The organism is Nocardioides pymetrozini, from assembly GCF_046058985.1.
Taxonomy (GTDB): Bacteria; Actinomycetota; Actinomycetes; order Propionibacteriales; family Nocardioidaceae; genus Nocardioides.
Window position 1 is genome coordinate 2,836,099 of the sequence record NZ_CP175556.1, and the last position, 20,667, is coordinate 2,856,765.

General features: G+C 72.7%; 21 protein-coding genes. 6 read left to right on the forward strand and 15 right to left on the reverse strand.

The genetic code is table 11. The features are described 5' to 3' along the window. Nucleotides 1–131: 131 nt before the first annotated feature. The 3 genes from ACJ5H2_RS13940 to ACJ5H2_RS13950 all read right to left on the reverse strand — a co-directional run bounded on the left by ACJ5H2_RS13940 (nt 132) and on the right by ACJ5H2_RS13950 (nt 3,285). On the reverse strand, nt 132–1,427 hold the full coding sequence (locus tag ACJ5H2_RS13940) for a class I SAM-dependent methyltransferase (RefSeq protein WP_408896007.1): 1,296 nt from the start codon (nt 1,425–1,427) through the stop codon (nt 132–134). Beyond that, nucleotides 1,424–2,788, reverse strand: a complete 1,365-nt coding sequence (locus ACJ5H2_RS13945; protein WP_408896008.1) for an FAD-binding oxidoreductase — start codon at nt 2,786–2,788, stop codon at nt 1,424–1,426. Before ACJ5H2_RS13945 ends, ACJ5H2_RS13940 begins: the two co-directional genes overlap by 4 nt. Nucleotides 2,789–2,931: 143 nt before the next feature. Continuing rightward, nucleotides 2,932–3,285, reverse strand: a complete 354-nt coding sequence (locus tag ACJ5H2_RS13950; protein WP_408896009.1) for a cytidine deaminase — start codon at nt 3,283–3,285, stop codon at nt 2,932–2,934. A gap of 42 nt (nt 3,286–3,327) precedes the next feature. Between ACJ5H2_RS13950 and ACJ5H2_RS13955 the strand changes: the two genes are divergently transcribed. After that, complete coding sequence (locus ACJ5H2_RS13955; protein ID WP_408896010.1) at nt 3,328–3,615, forward strand: DUF1330 domain-containing protein; 288 nt, start codon at nt 3,328–3,330, stop codon at nt 3,613–3,615. Nucleotides 3,616–3,842: 227 nt separating this feature from the next. On the opposite strand, the gene ACJ5H2_RS13960 is transcribed toward ACJ5H2_RS13955, so the two are convergent. The 4 genes from ACJ5H2_RS13960 to ACJ5H2_RS13975 form a co-directional block, all read right to left on the reverse strand. After that, the gene (locus ACJ5H2_RS13960) at nt 3,843–5,141 is read right to left on the reverse strand and encodes a hemolysin family protein (RefSeq protein WP_408896011.1); all 1,299 of its coding nucleotides are present in this window, start codon (nt 5,139–5,141) and stop codon (nt 3,843–3,845) included. Between the two features lie 25 nt (nt 5,142–5,166). Continuing rightward, on the reverse strand, nt 5,167–5,628 hold the full coding sequence (gene ybeY / locus ACJ5H2_RS13965; RefSeq protein WP_408896012.1) for an rRNA maturation RNase YbeY: 462 nt from the start codon (nt 5,626–5,628) through the stop codon (nt 5,167–5,169). After that, complete coding sequence (locus ACJ5H2_RS13970; RefSeq protein ID WP_408896013.1) at nt 5,625–6,707, reverse strand: PhoH family protein; 1,083 nt, start codon at nt 6,705–6,707, stop codon at nt 5,625–5,627. The genes ybeY and ACJ5H2_RS13970 overlap by 4 nt, the downstream gene beginning before the upstream one ends. A gap of 195 nt (nt 6,708–6,902) precedes the next feature. Further along, a complete protein-coding gene (locus tag ACJ5H2_RS13975) occupies nt 6,903–7,247 on the reverse strand; it encodes an HIT domain-containing protein (protein ID WP_408896014.1) in 345 nt (114 codons plus the stop codon). A gap of 110 nt (nt 7,248–7,357) precedes the next feature. On the opposite strand from ACJ5H2_RS13975, the gene ACJ5H2_RS13980 reads away from it, so the two are divergent. Both ACJ5H2_RS13980 and ACJ5H2_RS13985 read left to right on the forward strand, forming a co-directional pair. After that, nucleotides 7,358–8,266, forward strand: a complete 909-nt coding sequence (locus ACJ5H2_RS13980; RefSeq protein WP_408896015.1) for a Gmad2 immunoglobulin-like domain-containing protein — start codon at nt 7,358–7,360, stop codon at nt 8,264–8,266. Beyond that, entirely contained in the window at nt 8,263–9,315 is a 1,053-nt protein-coding gene (locus ACJ5H2_RS13985) for a winged helix DNA-binding domain-containing protein (RefSeq protein WP_408896016.1), read from the forward strand. The genes ACJ5H2_RS13980 and ACJ5H2_RS13985 overlap by 4 nt, the downstream gene beginning before the upstream one ends. A gap of 159 nt (nt 9,316–9,474) precedes the next feature. Here the strand turns inward: ACJ5H2_RS13985 and ACJ5H2_RS13990 are convergent, their stop codons facing one another. From ACJ5H2_RS13990 to hrcA, 3 genes are read right to left on the reverse strand one after another with little or no spacing between them, the layout of a single operon-like run. Continuing rightward, nucleotides 9,475–10,230: a 16S rRNA (uracil(1498)-N(3))-methyltransferase gene (locus ACJ5H2_RS13990; protein ID WP_408896017.1), complete on the reverse strand. Its 756-nt coding sequence runs from the start codon at nt 10,228–10,230 to the stop codon at nt 9,475–9,477. Nucleotides 10,231–10,243: 13 nt separating this feature from the next. Further along, nucleotides 10,244–11,407, reverse strand: a complete 1,164-nt coding sequence (gene dnaJ, locus ACJ5H2_RS13995; protein ID WP_408896018.1) for a molecular chaperone DnaJ — start codon at nt 11,405–11,407, stop codon at nt 10,244–10,246. Between the two features lie 11 nt (nt 11,408–11,418). After that, nucleotides 11,419–12,453 (reverse strand): heat-inducible transcriptional repressor HrcA, encoded by a 1,035-nt coding sequence (hrcA, locus tag ACJ5H2_RS14000; RefSeq protein WP_408896019.1) that lies wholly within the window; start codon nt 12,451–12,453, stop codon nt 11,419–11,421. Nucleotides 12,454–12,643: 190 nt separating this feature from the next. On the opposite strand from hrcA, the gene ACJ5H2_RS14005 reads away from it, so the two are divergent. From ACJ5H2_RS14005 to ACJ5H2_RS14015, 3 genes are all read left to right on the forward strand, one after another. Next, on the forward strand, nt 12,644–13,366 hold the full coding sequence (locus tag ACJ5H2_RS14005) for a hypothetical protein (RefSeq protein ID WP_408896020.1): 723 nt from the start codon (nt 12,644–12,646) through the stop codon (nt 13,364–13,366). 141 nt (nt 13,367–13,507) lie between these two features. Then, nucleotides 13,508–14,284, forward strand: a complete 777-nt coding sequence (locus ACJ5H2_RS14010; protein WP_408896021.1) for an MBL fold metallo-hydrolase — start codon at nt 13,508–13,510, stop codon at nt 14,282–14,284. 20 nt (nt 14,285–14,304) lie between these two features. After that, complete coding sequence (locus tag ACJ5H2_RS14015) at nt 14,305–15,147, forward strand: DUF3097 domain-containing protein (protein WP_408896022.1); 843 nt, start codon at nt 14,305–14,307, stop codon at nt 15,145–15,147. Between the two features lie 75 nt (nt 15,148–15,222). Here the strand turns inward: ACJ5H2_RS14015 and ACJ5H2_RS14020 are convergent, their stop codons facing one another. From ACJ5H2_RS14020 to ACJ5H2_RS14040, 5 genes are all read right to left on the reverse strand, one after another. Then, nucleotides 15,223–15,447 carry a DUF6752 domain-containing protein gene (locus ACJ5H2_RS14020; protein WP_408896023.1) on the reverse strand — a complete coding sequence of 75 codons (225 nt, stop codon included), beginning with the start codon at nt 15,445–15,447 and terminating at the stop codon, nt 15,223–15,225. After that, nucleotides 15,444–17,003: a class I SAM-dependent methyltransferase gene (locus ACJ5H2_RS14025; protein ID WP_408896024.1), complete on the reverse strand. Its 1,560-nt coding sequence runs from the start codon at nt 17,001–17,003 to the stop codon at nt 15,444–15,446. The genes ACJ5H2_RS14020 and ACJ5H2_RS14025 overlap by 4 nt, the downstream gene beginning before the upstream one ends. After that, a complete protein-coding gene (locus tag ACJ5H2_RS14030) occupies nt 17,000–17,434 on the reverse strand; it encodes an adenylyltransferase/cytidyltransferase family protein (RefSeq protein ID WP_408896025.1) in 435 nt (144 codons plus the stop codon). Before ACJ5H2_RS14030 ends, ACJ5H2_RS14025 begins: the two co-directional genes overlap by 4 nt. A gap of 33 nt (nt 17,435–17,467) precedes the next feature. After that, entirely contained in the window at nt 17,468–18,694 is a 1,227-nt protein-coding gene (hemW, locus tag ACJ5H2_RS14035) for a radical SAM family heme chaperone HemW (protein WP_408896026.1), read from the reverse strand. Between the two features lie 135 nt (nt 18,695–18,829). Beyond that, nucleotides 18,830–20,662, reverse strand: a complete 1,833-nt coding sequence (locus tag ACJ5H2_RS14040; protein ID WP_408896027.1) for an AMP-dependent synthetase/ligase — start codon at nt 20,660–20,662, stop codon at nt 18,830–18,832. Nucleotides 20,663–20,667 lie beyond the last annotated feature (5 nt).

Genomic DNA, 20,667 nt, shown 5'->3' on the forward strand with positions numbered 1-20,667 from the left:
CTCTGCCCCTGTGTCCCTCAGCGCGCGTTGGGCGCACCGCCCCGGGAAGCACCCTCCCACCGGGCGCACCGAGACCGGGCGGGAATGCGACGAGCCGGGACAAGGTCCCGGCTCGTCGTGCTGGCCGTCGCTCAGAAGTCGTGCCGCAGCGGGTAGCCGCTCACCCCGTCGTCGGTCCGCGTGGCCAGCACGTGGTGGAGCTGGATCTCGTTGCGCTCGAAGGCGATCCGCGAACCAGCCATGTAGAGGCCCCACACCCGGGCGGTGCCCTCGTCGGTCTCCGCCACGCAGGCGTCCCAGTTGTCGGCGAGGTTGCGGCACCAGCCGGCGAGGGTCTTCGCGTAGTGGACCCGGAAGTTCTCGTGGTGCTGGACCTCCAGGCCGGCGTCCTCGACGGCGCGCACGATCGTCCCGGAGCCGGCGAGCTCGCCGTCGGGGAAGACGTAGCGGTCGATGAACGCGCCCGTGCGCCGTTCGGCGTTGTCGTGGCGCGTGATGCAGTGGTTGAGCATCCGGCCCTGGGGCTTGAGCTTGCGGGCGATGAAGGAGAAGTACGCCGGGTAGTTGGCGATCCCGATGTGCTCGGTGAGGCCGATCGAGCTGACCGCGTCGAAGCCGTCCTCCTCGACGTCGCGGTAGTCGCAGTGACGCACCTCGGCCAGGTCGTCGAGACCCTGCCTCTTGATCTCCTCCTGGGCCCAGGTGGCCTGCTCGCGGGAGAGGGTGACGCCGATGACCCGCACGCCGTAGTGCTTCGCGGCGTGGCGCACCATGCCGCCCCAGCCGCACCCGATGTCGAGCAGGCGCTGCCCGGGCTCGAGGCCGAGCTTGCGGCAGATCAGGTCGTACTTGTGCTCCTGTGCCTCCTCGAGGGTGGCCTCGTCGTTGGGGTAGACCGCACAGGTGTAGGTCATGGAGGGCCCCAGGACGTGCTCGTAGAAGGCGTTCGACACGTCGTAGTGGTGGTGGATCGCGTCCGCGTCGCGCTCCTGGGAGTGCCGTCCCCACCAGCTGAGCGAGCGCAGGCCCTCGAGCCGCAGGCGCCAGGCGGGCAGGTGCTCCTGGGGCGGGGGCGGCGGGGGCACCAGGTGGCTGAGGCCGAGCGTGCGGAGCATCCCGACCAGCTCCAGGGGGCCCGGGAGGCCGAAGTCGGTGTGGTCCTTGAGGAGGGAGAACGCCGGGTACGGGTCGCCCGGGTGGGCGCCGTGCAGGACCAGGTCGCCGGCGACGTACGCGCGAGCCAGGCCGAGGTCCCCCGGCGCGGTCATGATGTAGGACAGCCCGCGCTCGCTGACCAGCTCCATGCCGTAGGGCAGGTCGAGGTCGCCGGCCACGGAGCCGTCGTAGGCCTTGAGCCACAGGGGCAGGCCCCCGGGGAAGAGGGACGCGAGCGTGGGCGCGATGCCCTGTCCTGCCTGAGCCGTCATCGGCTCCTCACCGCCTTGTCGTAGAGGGTTGTCAGTCGGTCGTCGGGGTCGTGGACGCGCTTGACCGCCTCGAGCCGGGCGGTGTTGTAGAGCGCGTCGAAGCTCGCCTTGTCGTAGTAGGAGTCGGAGTAGAGCGACTTGTGGCCGCCGAGCTCGTGGACCTTGGCCTCGATCGCCCGGTTGCGGGGGCCGTCGACGGCGTCGGGGCCCACGTGGACCGTCCCCCAGAAGCCGACGTTGACGTAGACCTTGCCGGTCTCGAGGGGGTACAGGGGCCAGGGCCGCGTGGTGGCCAGGGGGCACAGCCACACCGGCCGCATGCCGATCTCCTCGTCGAACCAGGCGAGGAACTCCCCCAGCCGCTCGACGGGGACCTCGATGTCCTGCACGACGCGCTCCCGCAGCGGGCGTCCGGCCCGGCGGTCCAGGCGGTCGGCGATGCCGAAGCGGCGGTCGAGGTGGAGCAGGCGCATGTAGACGTCGGAGCGCCGGTAGCGGCGGGGCCAGAGCCGCCGGATCCGCGGGTTCTGCGCGCCGAAGGCGCCCGAGCACCAGAACCAGTCCGTGTCCCAGCGCCACAGGTAGTCGTGGAAGGTCAGCCGGTCGCGGTCGCGGGACTGCAGCGAGCGGTAGTAGATCTGCTGGCCGGTGTAGTCCGACGTCGCCCCGGGCTCGTCGGTCCACCGGGCGAGGGTGAGCACGTGCTCGCCGGGCCCGAAGGACACGCCGTCGAGGCCGTGGACCGGCTCGCCGTCGTGCTCCTGGGTCGCGGTGATCTCGGCGACCGTCTTGGCGAGCAGGTCCGCGTCGTCGAAGCGCAGGTGGCGCAGGGCGACGTACGGCGGCACGGGCGCGAGCCGGATCCGGAGCCGGGTGGCGTAGCCCAGCGAGCCGTAGGAGTTGGGGAAGGCGTCGAACAGGTCGTCGCCGGGGCGCGTCGTGACGACCTGCCCGCTCCCGGTGAAGACGTCCATCTCGAGCACCGACTCGTGCGGCAGGCCGAGCCGGAAGCTGGTGGACTCGATGCCCAGTCCGGTGACCGCCCCGCCCAGGGTGATCGTGCGCAGCTGGGGCACGACATGGGGCACCAGGCCGTGCGGCAGGGTCGCGTCGACCAGGTCCTCGTAGGTGCACATGCCCTGCACCTCGGCGACCGGGCCGTCCGGGCTGTCGGTCAGCACCTCGATCACCCCGGCGAGCCCGCTGACGTCCAGGCCGGGCACGCTCGTCGCGGCCCGGGCGCGGAACAGGTTGGTGGTGCGCTTCGCGAGCCGCACCGGTTGACCAGGGGGAATCGCCGCGTAGGAGTCGGCGAGCCGTCGGACGGCTCGCGCGTGCTCCTCCCAGGCATCTTTTGCCATGGTTCGAAATTACTCCTGTCCGGGGACACTCGCGCGACGGGATGGGCGGAGATCGGCGAGCGGGTCGCCCGACCAGACAGCCAACCAGTCGCGGTCCTGGGGAGCCAACCGGATTTCCCCCTGCCCTGTTCCCGGTGAGGGGCTCAGGACCTCGCCTGGGTCCGCGTCGCAGCGACGTGGCCGCGGGCGTCGCCGAGGTGGACGACCACGCCCGCCGCACCGGCGAAGTCGGCGAGCACGGCGGCGTCCGGCTCGGTGAGCTCCTGCGCGTCGCCCAGGAGCACGCACGCGTCCACGCCGGTCGACCCGGAGGCCACGGCCATCGCGACCACGGCCTGCACCGCGGTGAGGCGCAGCGACGGGAGGTCGACCGTCGCGGCGGCGTACGTGCGACCGTCGGCGTCCCGTACGGCGGCGCCCTCCGCGGCCTGGATGCGCGCCCGGGTGGCGCGGGCGAGGGTGACGAGCTTGCGGTCCTCGGCGGACAGTTCGGACATGGCTCCATCCTGTCAGGAAGGGGCTCGGGCAGGATGAGCCCCATGCCTGCCTACTGGATCAGCAACTACCGAGCCGTGCGCGACGACGAGAAGATGGCGGCCTACGCCGCGCTGGCCGGGCCGGCGCTCGTCGAGGCCGGCGGCCGCTTCCTCGCCCGCGGGCTGCCGGAGCAGGTCTACGAGGCCGGGCTGCGGGAGCGGGTCGTGGTCATCGAGTTCGACAGCGTGGACGCCGCCGTCGCCGCCCACGACGCCCCGGCGTACCAGGAGGCCCTCGCCGCGCTCGGCGACGGCGCCGAGCGGGACATCCGGATCGTCCCGGGGGTCTGAACCCCGGGGTGCGCCCCCGGGGGCGCCGGGGGCGCCGGGTGCGCCGGGTGCGCCGGGTGCGCCGGGTGCGGATTCACCACGGGATGTAGGCGAGTCCGCGCTTCCCGGGTGGAATTCCGCTACAGAAGTGGGGCTTGACCTACATCCCGTGGTGAATCCGCGACCACGGCCACCACCACCGCCACCGCCACCACCAGCATCCGTCCCCGGCGAACCGCCGAGCCCGCTCAGCCCTCGTCCAGCGAGGCGTCGGGCACCCGGGAGATGAGCACCGTGCCGATCTTGTTGCGCCGCCCGGCGGCCTGTTCGGCCTCGAAGCGCAGGCCGTGGGCCTCCACGACCGAGCCCGGGATCGGCACCCGACCCAGGTGCTTGGCGAGCAGGCCGCCGACCGAGTCGACGTCCTCCTCCTCGATCGGGAAGCCGAAGATCTCGTCGAGGTCGTCGACCGGGTAGCGCGAGGACACCCGGACCTCGCCGTCGCGGCCGTCGCCGACGCGCTCGACCTCGACCTCGGCCTCGTCGTACTCGTCGGTGATCTCGCCGACGATCTCCTCCAGCAGGTCCTCGATGGTGATCAGGCCCGCGGTGCCGCCGTACTCGTCGACCACGATCGCGACGTGGAGGCGGCGCAGCTGCATCTCGCGCAGCAGGTCGTCGACCGGCTTCGACTCCGGCACCCACACGGCGGGGCGCATGACCTCCTCGACGCGCTGGGTGAGCTCGACGTCGGGCGCCTCGAAGTCGCGGCGGACCACGTCCTTGAGATAGGCCATGCCGCGCACGTCGTCGAGGTTCTCCCCGACCACCGGCATCCGCGAGAAGCCCGAGCGCAGGAACAGCGACATGGTCTGGCGCAGGTTCTTGTGGTGCTCGATGTAGACCACGTCGCCGCGCGGCACCATCACCTCCCGCACGGTGGTGTCGCCGAACTCGAAGACCGAGTGGATCATCTTGCGCTCGTCGGCCTCGATCAGCTCGGTCGCCTCCGCGATGTCGACCAGCTCGCGCAGCTCCGCCTCGGTCTGGAAGGGCCCCTCTCGGAAGCCGCGCCCGGGAGTGATCGCGTTGCCGACCAGGATCAGCAGCCGCGGGATCGGCCCGAGGACCGCGGTCAGGGCCGACAGCGGCCAGGCGCTCCCCAGCGCCACCGCCTCGGCGTGCTGCCGGCCGATGGTGCGCGGGGCCACGCCGATCACCACGAACGACACGACCAGCATCACCCCGATGGCCACCGCCGCGCGTCCCCACCAGGACGCGTCGAGCCGGTCGTCGACGTACAGGGTCACCACGACGATGGCCGCGATCTCGCACAGCAGCTGCAGCAGCAGTGCCGTGTTGAGGTGACGCGGCGCGTCGTCGAGGACGGCGACGAGGCGCCCGGCCCCGGCCCGGCCCTCCCCGACCATCTCCTGCGCGCGGGCGCGCGAGAACGCGGCCAGGGCCGCATCCGCCGCGGCGAACAGGCCCGCGAGCACCACCAGGACGGCCGCTGCACCCAGCGGCCACAGACTGTCGGCGATCATCCTCGGCTGCCCCGGCTGCCCGGCGTCAGGAGGCGGCCACGTGGGCGCGCCACTGGGCCAGCAGCTGGTCTTGGAGCCCGAACATGACCTTGTGCTCCTCGGGCTCGGCGTGGTCGTAGCCCAACAGGTGCAGGATGCCGTGGGTGGTGAGCAGCTCGAGCTCGGCCAGCGTGCCGTGGCCCGCCGCCTCGCCCTGGCGCTCCGCGACGGTGGGGCACAGCACCAGGTCGCCGAGCACGCCCTCCTCCGGCTCCTCGTTCACCAGGCCGGGACGCAGCTCGTCCATGGGGAAGGCGAGCACGTCGGTCGGGCCCTCCTTCTCCATCCACTTCTCGTTGAGCTCGGCGATGGTGTCCTCGTCGACCGCCTTGATGCACAGCTCGGCGAGCGGATGGACCCGCATCTGGTCCATCACGAAGCGGGCGAGCCGCGAGAAGTGCTTGACGTCGAGCCCGCTGCCGGACTCGTCGAGGATCTCGATGCTCACCGTTCGCCCTTCTTGGCCCTGTGCGCATCCTTGTGCGCGTCCTTGTGCGCATCCTTCTGCGCCGCCTTCTGGGCTTGCTTCTTGGCGTCGAAGTCGTCGTACGCCGCCACGATCCGCGCGACCAGCTGGTGCCGGACGACGTCGTGGCTGGTGAGCCGCACGAACGCCAGGTCCTCGACGCCGTCGAGGATGCCCTCGACGATCCGCAGTCCGGAGGTTGTTCCCGAGGGCAGGTCGACCTGCGTCACGTCACCGGTCACCACGATCTTGGAGCCGAAGCCGAGCCTGGTCAGGAACATCTTCATCTGCTCGGGCGTGGTGTTCTGCGCCTCGTCGAGGATGATGAAGGAGTCGTTGAGGCTGCGCCCGCGCATGTACGCGAGCGGCGCCACCTCGATCGTCCCGGCCGCGAGCAGCTTGGGGATCGACTCCGGGTCGAGCATGTCGTGCAGGGCGTCGTAGAGCGGGCGCAGGTACGGGTCGATCTTCTCGCTGAGCGTGCCCGGCAGGTAGCCGAGCCGCTCGCCCGCCTCGACCGCCGGGCGGGTGAGGATGATCCGGTTGACCTGCTTGGCCTGCAGGGCCTGGACCGCCTTCGCCATGGCGAGGTAGGTCTTGCCGGTGCCGGCGGGGCCGATGCCGAAGGTGATCGTGTGCTTGTCGATCGTCTCGACGTAGCGCTTCTGGTTGAGCGTCTTGGGCCGGATGGAGCGCCCGCGGTTGCTGAGGATGTTCAGCGACAGGACGTCGGCGGGGCGCTCGGAGGTCGCGGTCTGCACGCGCAGCATCGCCTCCACGCGCTCGACGACCTCGGGCGTGATGCCCTGGCCGGTGCGCAGGATGGCGACGAGCTCGTCGATCAGCTTCTCGGCCACCTCGATCTCGTGGACGTCGCCGGAGAGCGTGACCCGGTTGCCCCGGACGTGGACCTGGATGCCGAACCGCTTCTCGATGATGCCGAGGTGCTCGTCGCCGGGACCGAACAGGGTGACCATGTCGATGCTGTTGGGCACGACCACGGTGTGGCGGGTCGGAGCCTGCTGCGCGGCGGCGGTGACGGGATTGGGTGAGTCGGTCATGGATGCCCGGACGGGCTGCCTTTCAGGTACGACGATGAGGCCTCTCCATCGTACGTGCCGGGGGTGCGTCGCGCCCACTCGTTTGGGGCGGGGAGACAGTTTCACCGGCCGGCCGGTGAAACTCACGCTGGGACGATGAAACTTCGTCGTCCAAGCGTGAGTTTCGTCGTCCAGGCTCGACCGATCTCCACAGTCTCAGCCGGGGGGCCAGCCCATCGGCCGGCCGGCGAGCACGTGGCAGTGCGTGTGGAAGACCGTCTGTCCCACGCCGGCGCCGGTGTTGAAGACCAGGCGGTAGTCGTCGTACCCCGCGCCGGTGGCGACCGAGCGCGCCGCGGTCGCGATCTCGGCGAACACCGCCGCATCGGCCTCGGCGGAGGCCGCGGCGTTCGGCTCGTGGTGGCGCGGTACGACGAGGACGTGCAGCGGCGCCTGCGGGTTGATGTCGCGGAAGGCGAGCGTGCGCTCGGTGGTGTGGACGACCTCGGCCGGGACGTCGCCGGCCACGATCTTGCAGAACAGGCAGTCGGGATCGGTCACGCCAGCAACCCTAGAGGAGCCGACCGGGAGCCGGCAGGGAGCGACAGGGAGCCGACACGCGCACGGGCCGTCGTCCGCCCGGTGTCCGCGCGATCGGGGAGGATCGGGGCATGACCTCCCCCCGGATTTTCGCGGCCGCCGGTGCCGTCGGCGCAGTCGTCGCCCTGGGCGCGCTGGCCGGCTGCGGCGACGACGAGCCCTCGGCCGGGCCGCCCGAGCCGACGTCCTCCTCGGGCCCGGCGTCGGAGGAGCCGGCGACGCAGGCCACGGACCCGCCCACGGGTGCGACCGACGGCGGGGCAACCGCCGTCCCGGCGTACTACGTCGGCGACACGCCGCAGGGGCCCCGGCTGTACCGCGAGTTCACCCGGGTGGCCGGGGTCGACCGGCTGGTCGCGGCCGCTGCCGCCGTCACCACCGGCGACCCGGTCGACCCCGACTACCGCTCGCTGTGGCCGCGCGGCCGCTTCGCGTCGGTGGCCACGGCCGGCGGCGCGATCGAGGTGCAGCTCGCCGACGGCGGGTGGCTGGAGGCCGGATCCCTGGACGCGCAGCAAGCCGAGCTCGCCGTCCAGCAGCTGGTCTACACGCTCCAGGGGGCGCTCGGGGAGCGGCTCCCGATCCGGGTGACCTACGACGGCGCCCCGGCCGCGACCCTGCTCGGGGTCCCCGTGGGCGACGGGCTGCGCGCCGCGCCCGAGCTGGACGTCATGGCGCTCGTCAACGTCACCGAGCCCGCCGAGGGGACCGCTGTCGGCGACGGCTTCACCGCGACCGGGCGCGCCAGCTCGTTCGAGGCGACCGTCCCGTGGGAGGTCCTGGACGCGTCGGGCGAGGTCGTCGTCGAGGGCTTCGCGACCGCCGAGGGATGGGCCGACAAGCTCTACCCGTGGACGGCCGAGGTGGACGTCAGCGGGCTGCCGCCCGGGTCCTACACCTTCGTGGCGCGCACCGACGACCCGTCCGGCGGCGAGGGCGGCGGCCCGACCGAGGACACCAAGCGGATCACGGTGCGGTGAGGTACTCGCGGCGCCGGCTGAACCGGACCCTCCTGCTGCGCCAGCACCTGCTCGAGCGCGTCGCGATGGCGCCCGACGCCATGGTGCGCCACCTGGTCGGCCTCCAGGCACAGGAGGCGCTGCCGCCGTACCTGTCCCTGGCCGCACGGCTCACCGAGCTCGACCCGTACGACGTCAGCGCGGCGATCGAGGACGGACGCCTGGTGCGGGTGCTGAGCCTGCGCGACACCGTGCACCTGCACCTGCCCGAGGACGCGGTGACCCTGCCCGTGTGGGCAGCGCCGGTCCGCGAGCGCGAGCTCAAGGCGAGCCAGACCATCGGCACCGCCCGCGAGGTCGACCGTGACGCCTTCTCTGCCGCCGTGCACGAGCTCCTGGCGGACGGGCCGCTCCCCCAGCGCCGCCTCGGCGCGGCGCTGGCCGAGCGGTTCCCGTCGTACACCGCGACCCAGCTCGGCCAGGTGGCGAGAGTCAGCGAGGTGCTCGCCCAGCTGCCGCCGCGCGGCTGCTGGAAGCCGACGGGGTCGACGGCGGTCGTGTACGACCTCGCCGAGCACTGGACCGGCCTCCCCCTCGCCGAGCCCGACGTCCCCGAGCTCGTCCGGCGCTACCTGCGCGCGTTCGGGCCGGGCACGGCGGCCGACGTGACGGCCTGGTCGGGGATCACGCGCCTCGGTCCCGTGGTCAAGGCGATGGACGACCTCGAGGTCCACGAGGACGAGGACGGCAAGGTCCTGTACGACGTCACGGACGCGCCCGTCGCCGAGGAGGACGCGCCGGCACCGGTCCGCCTCTTCGGCACCTACGACAACCTGTGGCTCTCCCACGCCGCCCGCGACCGGGTGATGGCGCCCGAGCACCGCCGGCTGTGGATGGGACTCAACGGCGCGCAAGCCATGTCGATCCACGTCGACGGCTGGTTCGCCGGGCTGTGGCGGATCGAGGAGGGTCGGGTGCTGATCGTCGAGCTGGTGCGGGAGCTGAGCCGGTCGGAGCGGGCCGGGTTGGAAGAGGAGATCGGACGGGTGGAGGCTGTGCTCGCGCACTGAGCGGTATACGGTTTGGTCCCAAACCGCGAAGATTCCGGGCCTCGACGTGCGGCCTCTGCCCAATCGCCAGCCAGCACCCCCGGGCCAGCCCCATCAACCCGGCCAGCCCGTCGCCGGCCCCATCGCCGGCCCCATCGCCAGCCCGGTCGCCAGTGCCGCCTAGGAGGCCGTGCCACCCCAGCGCTGGGTGCGGGAGAGCAGGGCGGCGACGGCGGCGACGCCGGCGGTGGAGGTGCGGAGCACCTCGGCTCCCAGGCGGACGGCCACGGCGCCGGCGCCGACGAGGCGCGCCACCTCCTCCTCGGTCAGCCCTCCCTCCGGCCCGACGACGACGAGCAGGTCGCCGTCGTCGGCGGGCAGCGCGAGCGCGTCGAGGGGCTCGCTCGCGTCCTCGTGCAGCACGACGGCGACCTCCGCGGCGCCCACCAGCGCGGCGACGTCGTCGGTGGTCGCGAGCGGGAGCACCTCGGGATGCCAGGCCCGGCGCGCCTGCTTGGCGGCCTCGCGGGCGGTGGCCTGCCACCTCGCATGCGACTTCACGGCCCGCTCGCCCTTCCAGACCGCGACGCTGCGAGCCGCCGCCCAGGGCACGATCCGGGCGACGCCGATCTCGGTGAGGACCTCGACCGCGAGCTCGCCGCGCTCCCCCTTCGGCAGGGCCTGGACCACGGTCACCGACGGCCGCGGCTCGGGGTGGTCCTCGACCGCGGCGACCGCGACCGTGAACGCGCGCTTGGCGGTCGCACTCACCTCGCCGGTGACGACGCGCCCCCGGCCGTCGGCGAGCGTGATCCGCTCGCCCACCCGGAGCCGTCGTACGACGACGGCGTGGTGCGCCTCGTCCCCGTCGACGGTGACGGCGTCCCCGGGCCGCACGCCGTCCAGCGCGGGCACCAGGTGCTGCGGCAGGGTCATGGGCCGGGCAGGCTCAGTGTGCGGTGAACGCGTCGCGCAGGCGACCGAACATCGACTTGTGCGTCGGCCGGACGTCGCCGGAGGGCTGCTCCTCACCGCGGATCGCGGCGAGCTCGCGCAGCAGCTCCTCCTGGCGCGGGTCGAGGCGGGTGGGGGTCTCGACGGCGACGGTGACCGCGAGGTCGCCCCGTCCGCCGCGCAGGCCCGGGACGCCTCGGCCGCGGAGCACGACCTGGTGTCCCGACTGCGTGCCCCGCGGGACCTGGAGCTCGAAGGACGTCTCCACGCCGGAGTCCTCACTCGGGTCGAGGTCGGCCTCGAGGGTCGGCAGCGTGATCGTGGTGCCGAGGGCGGCGGCGGTCATCGGCACCGTGACCGTGCAGTGCAGGTCGCTGCCATGGCGCTCGAACACCTCGTGCGGCGCGACGTGGATCTCGACGTACAGGTCTCCGGCGGGACCGCCGCCCGGTCCGACCTCGCCCTGCTCGCTGAGCTGGACCCGGGTGCCGTTGTCGACGCCCGCGGGGATCTTCACGGTCAGGGTACGGCGCGAGCGCACCCGCCCGTCGCCCGCGCACTCCCGGCAGGGGTCGGGGATGATCGTGCCGAAGCCGCGGCAGGCGGCACAGGGGCGCAGGGTGCGGATCTCGCCCAGGAACGAGCGCTGGACGTGGGCGACCTCGCCCGCGCCGCGGCAGGTCTCACACGGAACCGGGTGGCTGCCCGGCGCCGCACCCTCGCCACCGCAGGTGGTGCACCGCACCGCGGTGTCGACCTTGAGCTCCCGGGACACGCCGAACGCGGCCTCGGCGAGCTCGACCTCGATCCGGATCAGCGCGTCCTGGCCGCGGCGGGTCCGCGGACGCGGGCCCCGACCGCCGGCGGCGCCCGGGTTGCCGCCGAAGAAGGCGTCCATGATGTCGGTGAACGAGAAGCCCGCTCCCTGTCCGCCGAAGCCGCCACCGAAGGGGTCGCCACCGCGGTCGTACGCCGCCCGCTTCTGCGGGTCGGCCAGCACCTCGTAGGCGGCGGTGACCTGCTTGAACCGCTCCTGGCTCTCCGGGTCGGGGTTGACGTCGGGATGCAGCTGGCGGGCGAGCTTGCGGTACGCCTTCTTGATGGCGTCGGCGTCGGCGTCGCGGTCGACGCCGAGGAGCTCGTAGGGGTCCTGGCTCACTTCTCTTCTTCTCAGCTCTCGTCGAGGATGCGGGAGACGTAGCGCGCGACGGCGCGCACCGCAGCCATGGTTCCGGGATAGTCCATGCGGGTCGGGCCCACGATGCCCAGTGCGGCCAGCGCGTCGTCGGGCCCGTAGCCGGTGGCGACGACGCTCGTGGAGGCCAGCTCCTGGATCGGGCCCTCGGCGCCGATCCGGACCGTCACCGCGCCACCGGAGGTGGCCTCGCCCAGCAGCTTGAGCAGGACGACCTGCTCCTCCAGCGCCTCGAGCAGCGGACGCACCGAGGTCTCGAAGCTGTCGCCGAAGCGGGCCAGGTTGGCCGTGCCGCCGACGACGACGCGCTCGTCGGAGCGGTGGTCGCTCATCGCCTCGACCAGTGTGTCGACGACGGCGACGGTGGCCGGGGAGGCGGACGAGCTCGGCGGCGTGCCGTCCTCCTGCCGGACCAGGGCCTGGAGCGCGCTGGCGGCGTCGGCGATCACCTCGCCGGTGGCCGCGAGGTTGATCCGCGAGCGCAGGCCGGCGAGCTCGTCGTCGTCGATGTCTGCGTCGAGCTCGACCAGGCGCTGCTCGACACGGCCGGAGCTGAGGATCAGCACCAGCAGCAGCCGACTCGGGGTCAGCGCGACGACCTCGATGTGGCGCACGGTCGAGCGCGACAGCGTGGGGTACTGCACGACGGCCACCTGGCGGGTCAGCTGGGCGAGCAGCCGCACCGAGCGGTGAACGACGTCGTCGAGGTCGACGGCACCCTCGAGGAAGCTCGCGATGGCACGTCGCTCGGCCGATGTGGTCGGCTTGACCGTGGACAGCCGGTCGACGAAGAGGCGGTAGCCCTTGTCGGTGGGCACCCGCCCGGCGCTGGTGTGGGGCTGGTGGAGATAGCCCTCGTCCTCGAGCGCGGCCATGTCGTTGCGGATCGTCGCGGGCGAGACGTTGAGGTGATGGCGCTCCACCAGCGCCTTCGAGCCGACCGGCTCCTCCGTGGCGACGTAGTCCTCGACGATCGCACGCAGCACGGCAAGCCTGCGGTCCTCCTGCATGCCCACCTCCTCGCTCGCCTTCGGGCTCCCCGGCCTGGCACTCCGCCGCGGGGAGTGCCAATCCTAGCGCCGACCCCACCGATTCTCCGGACCCGCGGGCCGCCCTTCCCTCCCCGGGCGGCGACGGGTAGGTTAGGCTCACCTAATCTTCCGTAGGAGCCCGGCACCTCGCCGGGACGAAGGAGAGGTCATGACGCTCGACCCCGGTCTCGACGTACGACGCATCGCCGCCGCGGCGCGCAGCATCCTCGCCTGCCCGCATGAGGTCCAGCTCGTCGTCGACGGCATCGACGACATCGACGACGGCCTCCTCGAGATGCAGGACCACGGCGGCCGACCGGTCCTCACCTGCCCCGCCGGCTCGCCCCTCGCCCAGGCCGCCGCCGAGGGTCGCGGAGCCCTGCTCACCGCCAGCAGCGGCCTGGGTGCCACGAACTCCCCCGACCGGGACGCCACCGTGACGCTCTCCGGACGCCTCGACGCGCTCGGGCTCGAGCAGTGCACCTGCTGCGACGAGGTGCGGATGCGGGTCGGCCTGAACCTCGACTTCGTACTCCTCCAGCGCTGCAGCGCGCCGGCGGACGCCCCCGCCGAGACCCGCGTCCGGGTGCCGCTGGGCGCCTTCACCGATCCCGCCCACGACCTCAACCGAGGCTTCCTGCAGCGCTCGACCGAGCACGCCAACCTGTGTCACCAGGGTGAGCTGCGTCGCGCCGTCGCGGCGATGACGCAGACCCGGCTCGGCGACGTCCTCGGCGTCCACCTGGCCGACCTCCGCGCCGACGGCGTGAGCCTGGACTGGGTCGACCCCACCGGCGCGCACCGCACCAAGCTCCGCTTCGGCGCTCGCGCCACCACCGCCCAGCAGCTGGGTGACCTGCTCCGCGCGGAGCTGCATGCCGGGCTCTGCTGACGCCCCGGCAGTGCACGCCCCGAGCTGTAACTAGCTGTTCGTGTCACTGGCGTACCGGTCTACGGGTCAGGTAGCAGCAAGAACAGGCAGTTACAGCCAGCCCACCCCATCCCGCGCCGCGCCCGCCGCTACGGTGAGCGGGTGCCGTTCTCCGAGGTCGCGGACCGGGTGTGGGTCCGTCGTGTGCCGTCGTACGACGTCAACCTGACCGTCGTCGGCGGGGAGCGGGGCCTCGTGGTCGTCGACACGCTCGCCACCGACGCCGAGGCGCGCGCGGCGATCGCCGCGGTCGAGCGGCTCGGCGCAGGGTCGGTCGTGGCGCTCGTGAACACCCACGACCACTTCGACCACGTCCTGGGCAATGCCGCCTTCCGGGAGCGCTACGGGCAGCTGCCGGTGTACGCGACGGAGGAGGCCGCGGCCCGGACCGACCCCGCGGCCCCGCCCGCCGACCGGACCTTCGCCAGCGCCGCGGTCATCGACCTCGGCAACCGTCAGCTGGAGCTGGTCCACCTCGGCCGGGGGCACACCGCGGGCGACCTCGTGGCCCGGGTCCCCGACGCCGACGTGCTGCTCGCCGGTGACCTGGTCGAGGAGTCGGCGCCGCCCGCGCTCGGCGAGGACTCGTGGCCCCTCGAGTGGCCGCAGACGCTCGACCTCCTGCTCGGGCTCACCACGACAGCCACCCTCGTGGTGCCCGGCCACGGCGCGGTCGTCGACCGCGGCTTCGTCGAACGGCAGTGCGACGACCTGCGAGCCGTGGCCGAGACGATCCGCGAGCTCGCCGGCCGTGGCGTCCCGCCCCAGGACGCGCTCGACTCGTCGGACTGGCCCTTCCCCCGCGAGGTGCTGCGCCAGGCGGTCGAGCGGGGCTACGCCCAGCTCCCCCGGGCGCGCCGCCAGCTCCCCCTGGCCTGACCGGCCTAGGCTTCTGCGCCGTGGATCGCTACGGGACCGACGTACTGTCAGGAGACTGGAAGGCCCCCAAGCGGGGACGTGCCGTCGAGACGTCCGCCGACCCCGGCCTGGTCGTCGAGGAGGTCACCACCGACTGGTGCGGCGAGATCGTCGCCGTCGACCGCGACCTCCACACGCTCACCCTCGAGGACCGTCACGGCAAGCGACGCACCTTCCCCCTCGGCGCGGGCTTCCTGCTCGAGGGCCGGCCCGTCATCCTCACCGCGCCCATCACCCAGGCCGGGCCGGTCCGGCCGACCCGCACCGCCAGCGGCTCCATCGCGGTCCATGACGCGAAGGCGCGCGTCGCGCGCGCCAGCCGGATCTTCGTGGAGGGTCGCCACGACGCCGAGCTCGTCGAGAAGGTCTGGGGCGACGACCTGCGGATCGAGGGCGTCGTGGTGGAGTACCTCGGTGGCGTCGACGACCTCGCCGACCACCTGCGGGACTTCAAGCCGGCGCCGAACCGCCGGGTCGGCGTCCTCGTCGACCACCTGGTCCCGGGCTCGAAGGAGAGCCGGATCGCGCAGGCCATCATGAGGTCGCCGGTCGGCAAGGACGTGCTGATCGTCGGGCACCCCTTCATCGACATCTGGCAGGCGGTCAAGCCCGAGCGCCTCGGCTTCGCCGCCTGGCCGAAGGTTCCCAAGGGCATCGACTGGAAGAAGGGGACCTGCCAGCAGCTGGGCTGGCCGCACCGCGACCAGGCCGACATCGCCCGCGCCTGGAAGCACATCCTCGGCGGCGTCCGCGGCTTCCAGGACCTCGACCCGGCGCTGCTCGGTCGGGTCGAGGAGCTGATCGACTTCGTGACCGTCGGCTGAGCAAGACATGCGGTTTGGGACCAAACCGCGACATTTCGGGCCGGTGGCGTGCGGTCTGTGACCAATCGGCGGGCGTCAGAGCCCCGCGCGGAAGCGGTCGAGGACGTCGTCGACCCGCTGGCGGTCCTGGGCCTGCAGGGGCAGCAGCAGCTCGGCGACGACGTCGGTGAGCTCGGCGATGCGGCGGTTGAGCTGCCGGTTCTCCTGCACCTCCTCCTCGAGGGCGCGCACCCGCTCGCGCAGGCCGGCGCGCTCCCGGATCCGCTGGCGGGCCCGGCGGGCCAGGTCGGTGGTGCTCATCGGGACTCCTGGGTGTCGGGCGCCGGCCACGCGGCGCGGATCCGGCCCACGGCCGGGTCGGGCAGGTCGAACATGTCCTCGCCGGGTCCGACGGTGAGGTGCTCGACGACGCCGCCCGCGGCCTCGATGCCGTGGCGGACGAGGTCGAGCGGCGTACGACGGACCAGGCCGTCGCGCGGGTCCGGCTCACCGACGGCGAGCTCGAGGAAGAGCCGTCCGCCGCCGGGGCGCAGGGCCATCCGGGCGAGGATCCACAGCTGGTCCAGCGCGGCGGCGTCGAGGCAGCCGACGAGGTGGCGCGCGTAGAGGTGGTGCGGGTCGCGCGCCAGCCGGGTGCCGTGGAGGAGCGTGGAGCGCAGCTCGCCGAGGATCAGCTGGTCCACCTGCAGCGCCATCTCGGCGCGCCGGGCCCGTCGGCGCAGGACCCCGAGGCTGCCGCGGGAAAAGTCGAGGGCGGTGACCCGACGGCCCCCGGCGGCCAGCCACAGCGCGTCGCGGCCCGTGCCGGCTCCGAGGTCGACGACGGGCAGGTCGCCGAGCTGCGGGGCGACCCACCGGGCGAAGGACGACGGGGTCCGGGGCACGGCCGAGCGGCGCGGACCGTCGTGGAACTCGGTCCAGCGGCCCATCTCGGTGCGGAAGCCGCGGAGCCATCCGTCCAGGCGGCGCACGCCGGCGGCCGGGTCGGCGTACTTGAAGGACGGGTCGGGGATGCGCCACTGCGGCCCGTAGAGGAAGGCGAGCATCGCCTCCGGGTCACGCGGGGCCGGGAAGGCGTGCCCGTGCAGGGTGATCGTGGAGAACGGCTCGATCGCCTCGCGCGGCAGCCGGCCGCTGCGGTTGCCCAGCTGGAAGAAGGTGTCGCCGACGTGGAAGGCGGCGAAGACGTCGATGTGGCAGGACCGGCCGTCGGACAGCGGCAGCAGCAGCTTCACGTCGCCGCCGGACATCCGCAGCACGCGCCAGCCGCGGGCGCGCATCGCGCGGGTGATCCGGTAGGACTCGGTGACGATGTCGGCCGGCGAGGCGTGCTCGGACAGGTAGCACAGGTCGGTGTCGGAGTCGTGCGCGAGCATCCGGCCCTCGCGGACCGCACCGAGCAGGGCTCCGTAGTTGAGGTACGCCGCGACGCCGGCGTGCTCCTGCAGGTCGTCGATCGCGCGGCGGGTGCCGGCCAGGATCTCCTCGCGCACCGCCTCGTCGGTCGCGGCGAACGAGCGGGCGAGGTGGCCGACCTTGTCGACGCTGAGCCGGTGACCGGCCGCGTCGACCACGGCCAGCGGGCCCTCCCCCGCGCCGAGGCGGACCTCCCCGTCGTACAGCACGGCGTCGCCGGCGGCGTCGGCCACCCGGACACGACCGCGGCCGCTCAGGTGCGGCCGCAGCACCGCCGGCCAGGGCACGTGGACGCCGCCCGGCACCGGACGCCCGTCGCGGCGCGGCGTCAGCGACCAGACGTAGTGGCCGTCGATCTCGACCACCAGCGGACGCTCACCGGGCGGCACGAGGAGACCCTCGTCGGAGACCTCCACCCGTGCGACGCTCGCGATGCTCACGACGCTCCGCGATGGGCGAGCGCCTTGCGCAAGGCAGTGGAGGAGGTCTGCAGGGTGTACGGGAAGTAGGTGACCTCGACGCCGAGGGCGGCCATCTGCTCCTCGAGCCGGCGGCCCTTCGCGGTGCCCTGCCAGTCGTCGCCCTTGAAGATCCGGTGGAAGCCGACGTCGCGCCAGGAGTCGGTCTTGTCGGCCGTGCTCTCGGCGTAGACGGCGTCCACGATGCCGATCGCCTCGACGATCTCGAGCCGCTCGCTCAGCGGGACGGTCGGCAGCACGCCCTTGGTCGCGAGGCACACCTCGTCGGCGACCACGCCGGCGACGAGGACGTCGCACCACTGCCGCGCCTGGCGCAGCGCGTTGAGGTGCCCGACGTGGAACAGGTCGAAGGCACCAGGCACATACCCGATGACGGGTCCCGACTTCTGCATAAAGTCGAGTGTAACACTAGATTTAGTGCAGGTTCAGGCCAGGAGGCGGTGCACCACGCCGTCGGCGAGCAGGCGGCCGCGCAGGGTCAGGACGACCCGGTCCGCGCGGTCCTCCACGAGTCCGTCGGCGAGCAGGCCGGGCAGCGCCGCCCGGCCCGTCTCGTCCAGGACGTCGACCGGGAGCCCCGAGCGCAGCCGGACCTCGAGGAGGACGCGCTCCACGCGGCGGGTCTCCTCGTCGAGCAGCTCCCGCGCGTGCGCGGGCGTGACGCCCTCGGCCAGCCGGGCGGCGTACGCGACGGGATGCTTGACGTTCCACCACCGCACGCCGCCGACGTGCGAGTGCGCGCCCGGCCCGATCCCCCACCAGTCGTCCCCCGCCCAGTAGCCCAGGTTGTGCCGGCACCGGGAGTCGTCGTCGCGCGACCAGTTCGAGACCTCGTACCAGCCGAGCCCGGCCGCCACCAGCCGCTCCTCGGCCTGGACGTACTTGTCCGCGAGGTCGTCGTCGTCGGGCATCGGCAGCTCGCCGCGGCGAACGCGGCGGGCGAGCGCGGTGCCGTCCTCGACGATCAGCGCGTACGCCGAGACGTGGTCGGGCGCGCACGCGAGCGCTGCGTCCAGCGTGTCCTCCCAGTCCGCGGCGCTCTCCCCCGGCGTGCCGTAGATCAGGTCCAGGCTGAGGCTTCCAGCGTCCGCGGGCGCGAAGCCCGCCGCCCGGGCGGCCTCAACCACGCCCGCCACCCGCCGCGGGTCGTGGGTCCGGTCGAGCACCGCGAGCACGTGCGGCACCGCCGACTGCACGCCGAGCGAGACCCGGTTGTAGCCGGCCGCGCGGAGCCGCTCGAGATAGCCGCGGTCCACCGAGTCGGGGTTGGCCTCCGTGGTGACCTCGGCCCCCGGAGCCAGGCCGAACTCCTGGTCGATCGCCTGCAGGATCCGGCCGAGGTCCTCCGGCGGCAGGAGGGTGGGCGTCCCGCCGCCGAGGAAGACCGTGCCGACCGGCAGGTCGCGCTCACCCAGCACGCGCCGGGCGAGCCGGACCTCAGCGACGGCCTGGTCGGCGTACGACGCCCGGGAGACGCCGGGCCCGAGCTCCTCGGCGGTGTAGGTGTTGAAGTCGCAGTAACCGCAGCGCGCCCGGCAGAACGGGACGTGGACGTAGAAGCCGAACGGTCGGCGCCCGGCCTCGGCGAGCGCCTCGGGCGGGAGCGAGCCGTCGGGCGGGACGGGATCGCCTTCAGGCAGCGCGGACGGCACCGCCCCAGTGTCCCAGCAGGCGCCTGGCCGGAGAAACCGTCGGGGGTTGGACGAGAAAACTCACGCTTGGACGATGAAACTTCATCGTCCAAGCGTGAGTTTCACCGGCCGGCCGGTGAAACTGTCTTTTCCCGCTCAGCCGTAGAAGCTCGCGATCAGATCCGCGTTGTTCGCCTCGACCACGTTCCGCTTCACCTTCAGCGACGGCGTCAGCTCGCCGGACTCGATGCTCAGGTCGTGGTCGAGCAGCTTCCACTTCTTGATCGTCTCCCAGCGGTTGAGCTGGGTGTTCAGCTGGTCGACGTACTCCCCCACCATCGCCTGCACGGCGTCGTCGTTGACGAGGGCGGTGTAGTCCTTGCCCTCCTTGCCGTTCTCCGCGGCCCAGCCGGCGATGGCGTCGGGGTCGAGGGTGATCAGGGCGGACACGAAGTTGCGCTCGGCGCCGAAGACCATGAACTGGCTGACGTAGGGGCAGATCGCCTTGAACTTGGCCTCGATCGCCGGCGGGGCGATGTACTTGCCGCCGGAGGTCTTGAAGAGCTCCTTGATCCGGCCGGTGATCTTGAGGAAGCCGTCGGCGTCGAGCTCGCCCTTGTCGCCGGTGCGCAGCCAGCCGTCGGGGGTGATCGCGTCGCCGGTCGCCTCGGGTCGGTTGTGGTAGCCGGCCATCACGTGCGGGCCCTTGAGCTGGACCTCGCCGCCGTCCCCGATCCGCACCTCGGTGCCGGGGAAGGGCTGCCCGACGGTGCCGAGCTTGTACGCGTCGGGGTGGTTGACCGTCGCGCCGGCGGCGTTCTCGGTCATGCCGTAGCCCTCGAGGATGAGGATGCCGGCGGCGTGGAACCACGCGGCGATGTCGGCGTTGAGCGCCGCCGAGCCGGAGATGAAGAACTTCACCCGGCCACCGAAGCGCTCGCGGACCTTGCTGAACACCAGCTTGTCGAAGAGCCGGTGCTGGATCCGGAGGGGCAGCGGCACGGACTTGCCGGCGAGCGTGAGCTCGTCGACCTTGCGGCCGACCTCGAACGCCTTGAGGAAGATCTTCTCCTTGGCTCCACCCTCCGCGGCCTGCATGGTGACGATCCGGGCGTGGGCCTTCTCGAAGATCCGCGGCGCGGCGCCCATGAAGGTCGGCTTCACCACGCCGAGGTTGTCGACGATCTTGTCGACGCGGCCGTCGATCGCGGTCGCGAAGCCGCAGGCCAGCTGGGTGGAGAGGAGGACCTTGCCGAACGAGTGCGCCATCGGCAGCCACAGGAACTGCAGGTCGTCCTCGTGGAGGATGTCCTGGGCCTTGATCGCCTCGCCCTCGAACACCCACGCCCGGTGGAGCGTGCGCACGCCCTTGGGCTTGCCAGTGGTGCCGGAGGTGTAGATCAGGGTCGCGAGGTGCTCGGGCTCGATGCCCTCGGCGACGCGGTCGACGGCTTCGGGGTCGGCCGCCAGGTGGGCGTCACCGAGCTCTGCGAGCTGGTCGAGCGAGATCACCCAGTCCCCATCGGCGCCGCCGGCGAGACTCTCGTCGAAGCTGACGACCTTCGTCAGGGCGGGGAGCTCGCCCTGGTGGTCGCGCAGCTTCGCGAGCTGGGCCTCGTCCTCGGCGAACACGATGCGGCACTCGGAGTCGCTGAGGATGTACGCCGTGTCGTCGCCGCCCGTGGACGGGTAGACGGTCGTGGTCGCACCGCCCGCGCACATGATCGCGAGGTCGGCGAGGATCCACTCGTAGCGGGTGGAGGAGGCGATGCCGACCCGCTGCTCGGACTCGAGCCCGAGGGCCAGCAGCCCGGCCGCGAGGCGACGGACCCGGTGGCCGGCCTGGCGCCAGGTCACCGACTCCCAGGCGTCGCCGCGCGGGAACCGGAAGGCCTCCCGGTCCGCGCTCTTCTCGACGCGCTCGAGGAACTGCACCGCGCAGTTCTTCGGCATGTGCTCGAGGAAACTCGTGTCGTGGTTGATGGGCATGGCGC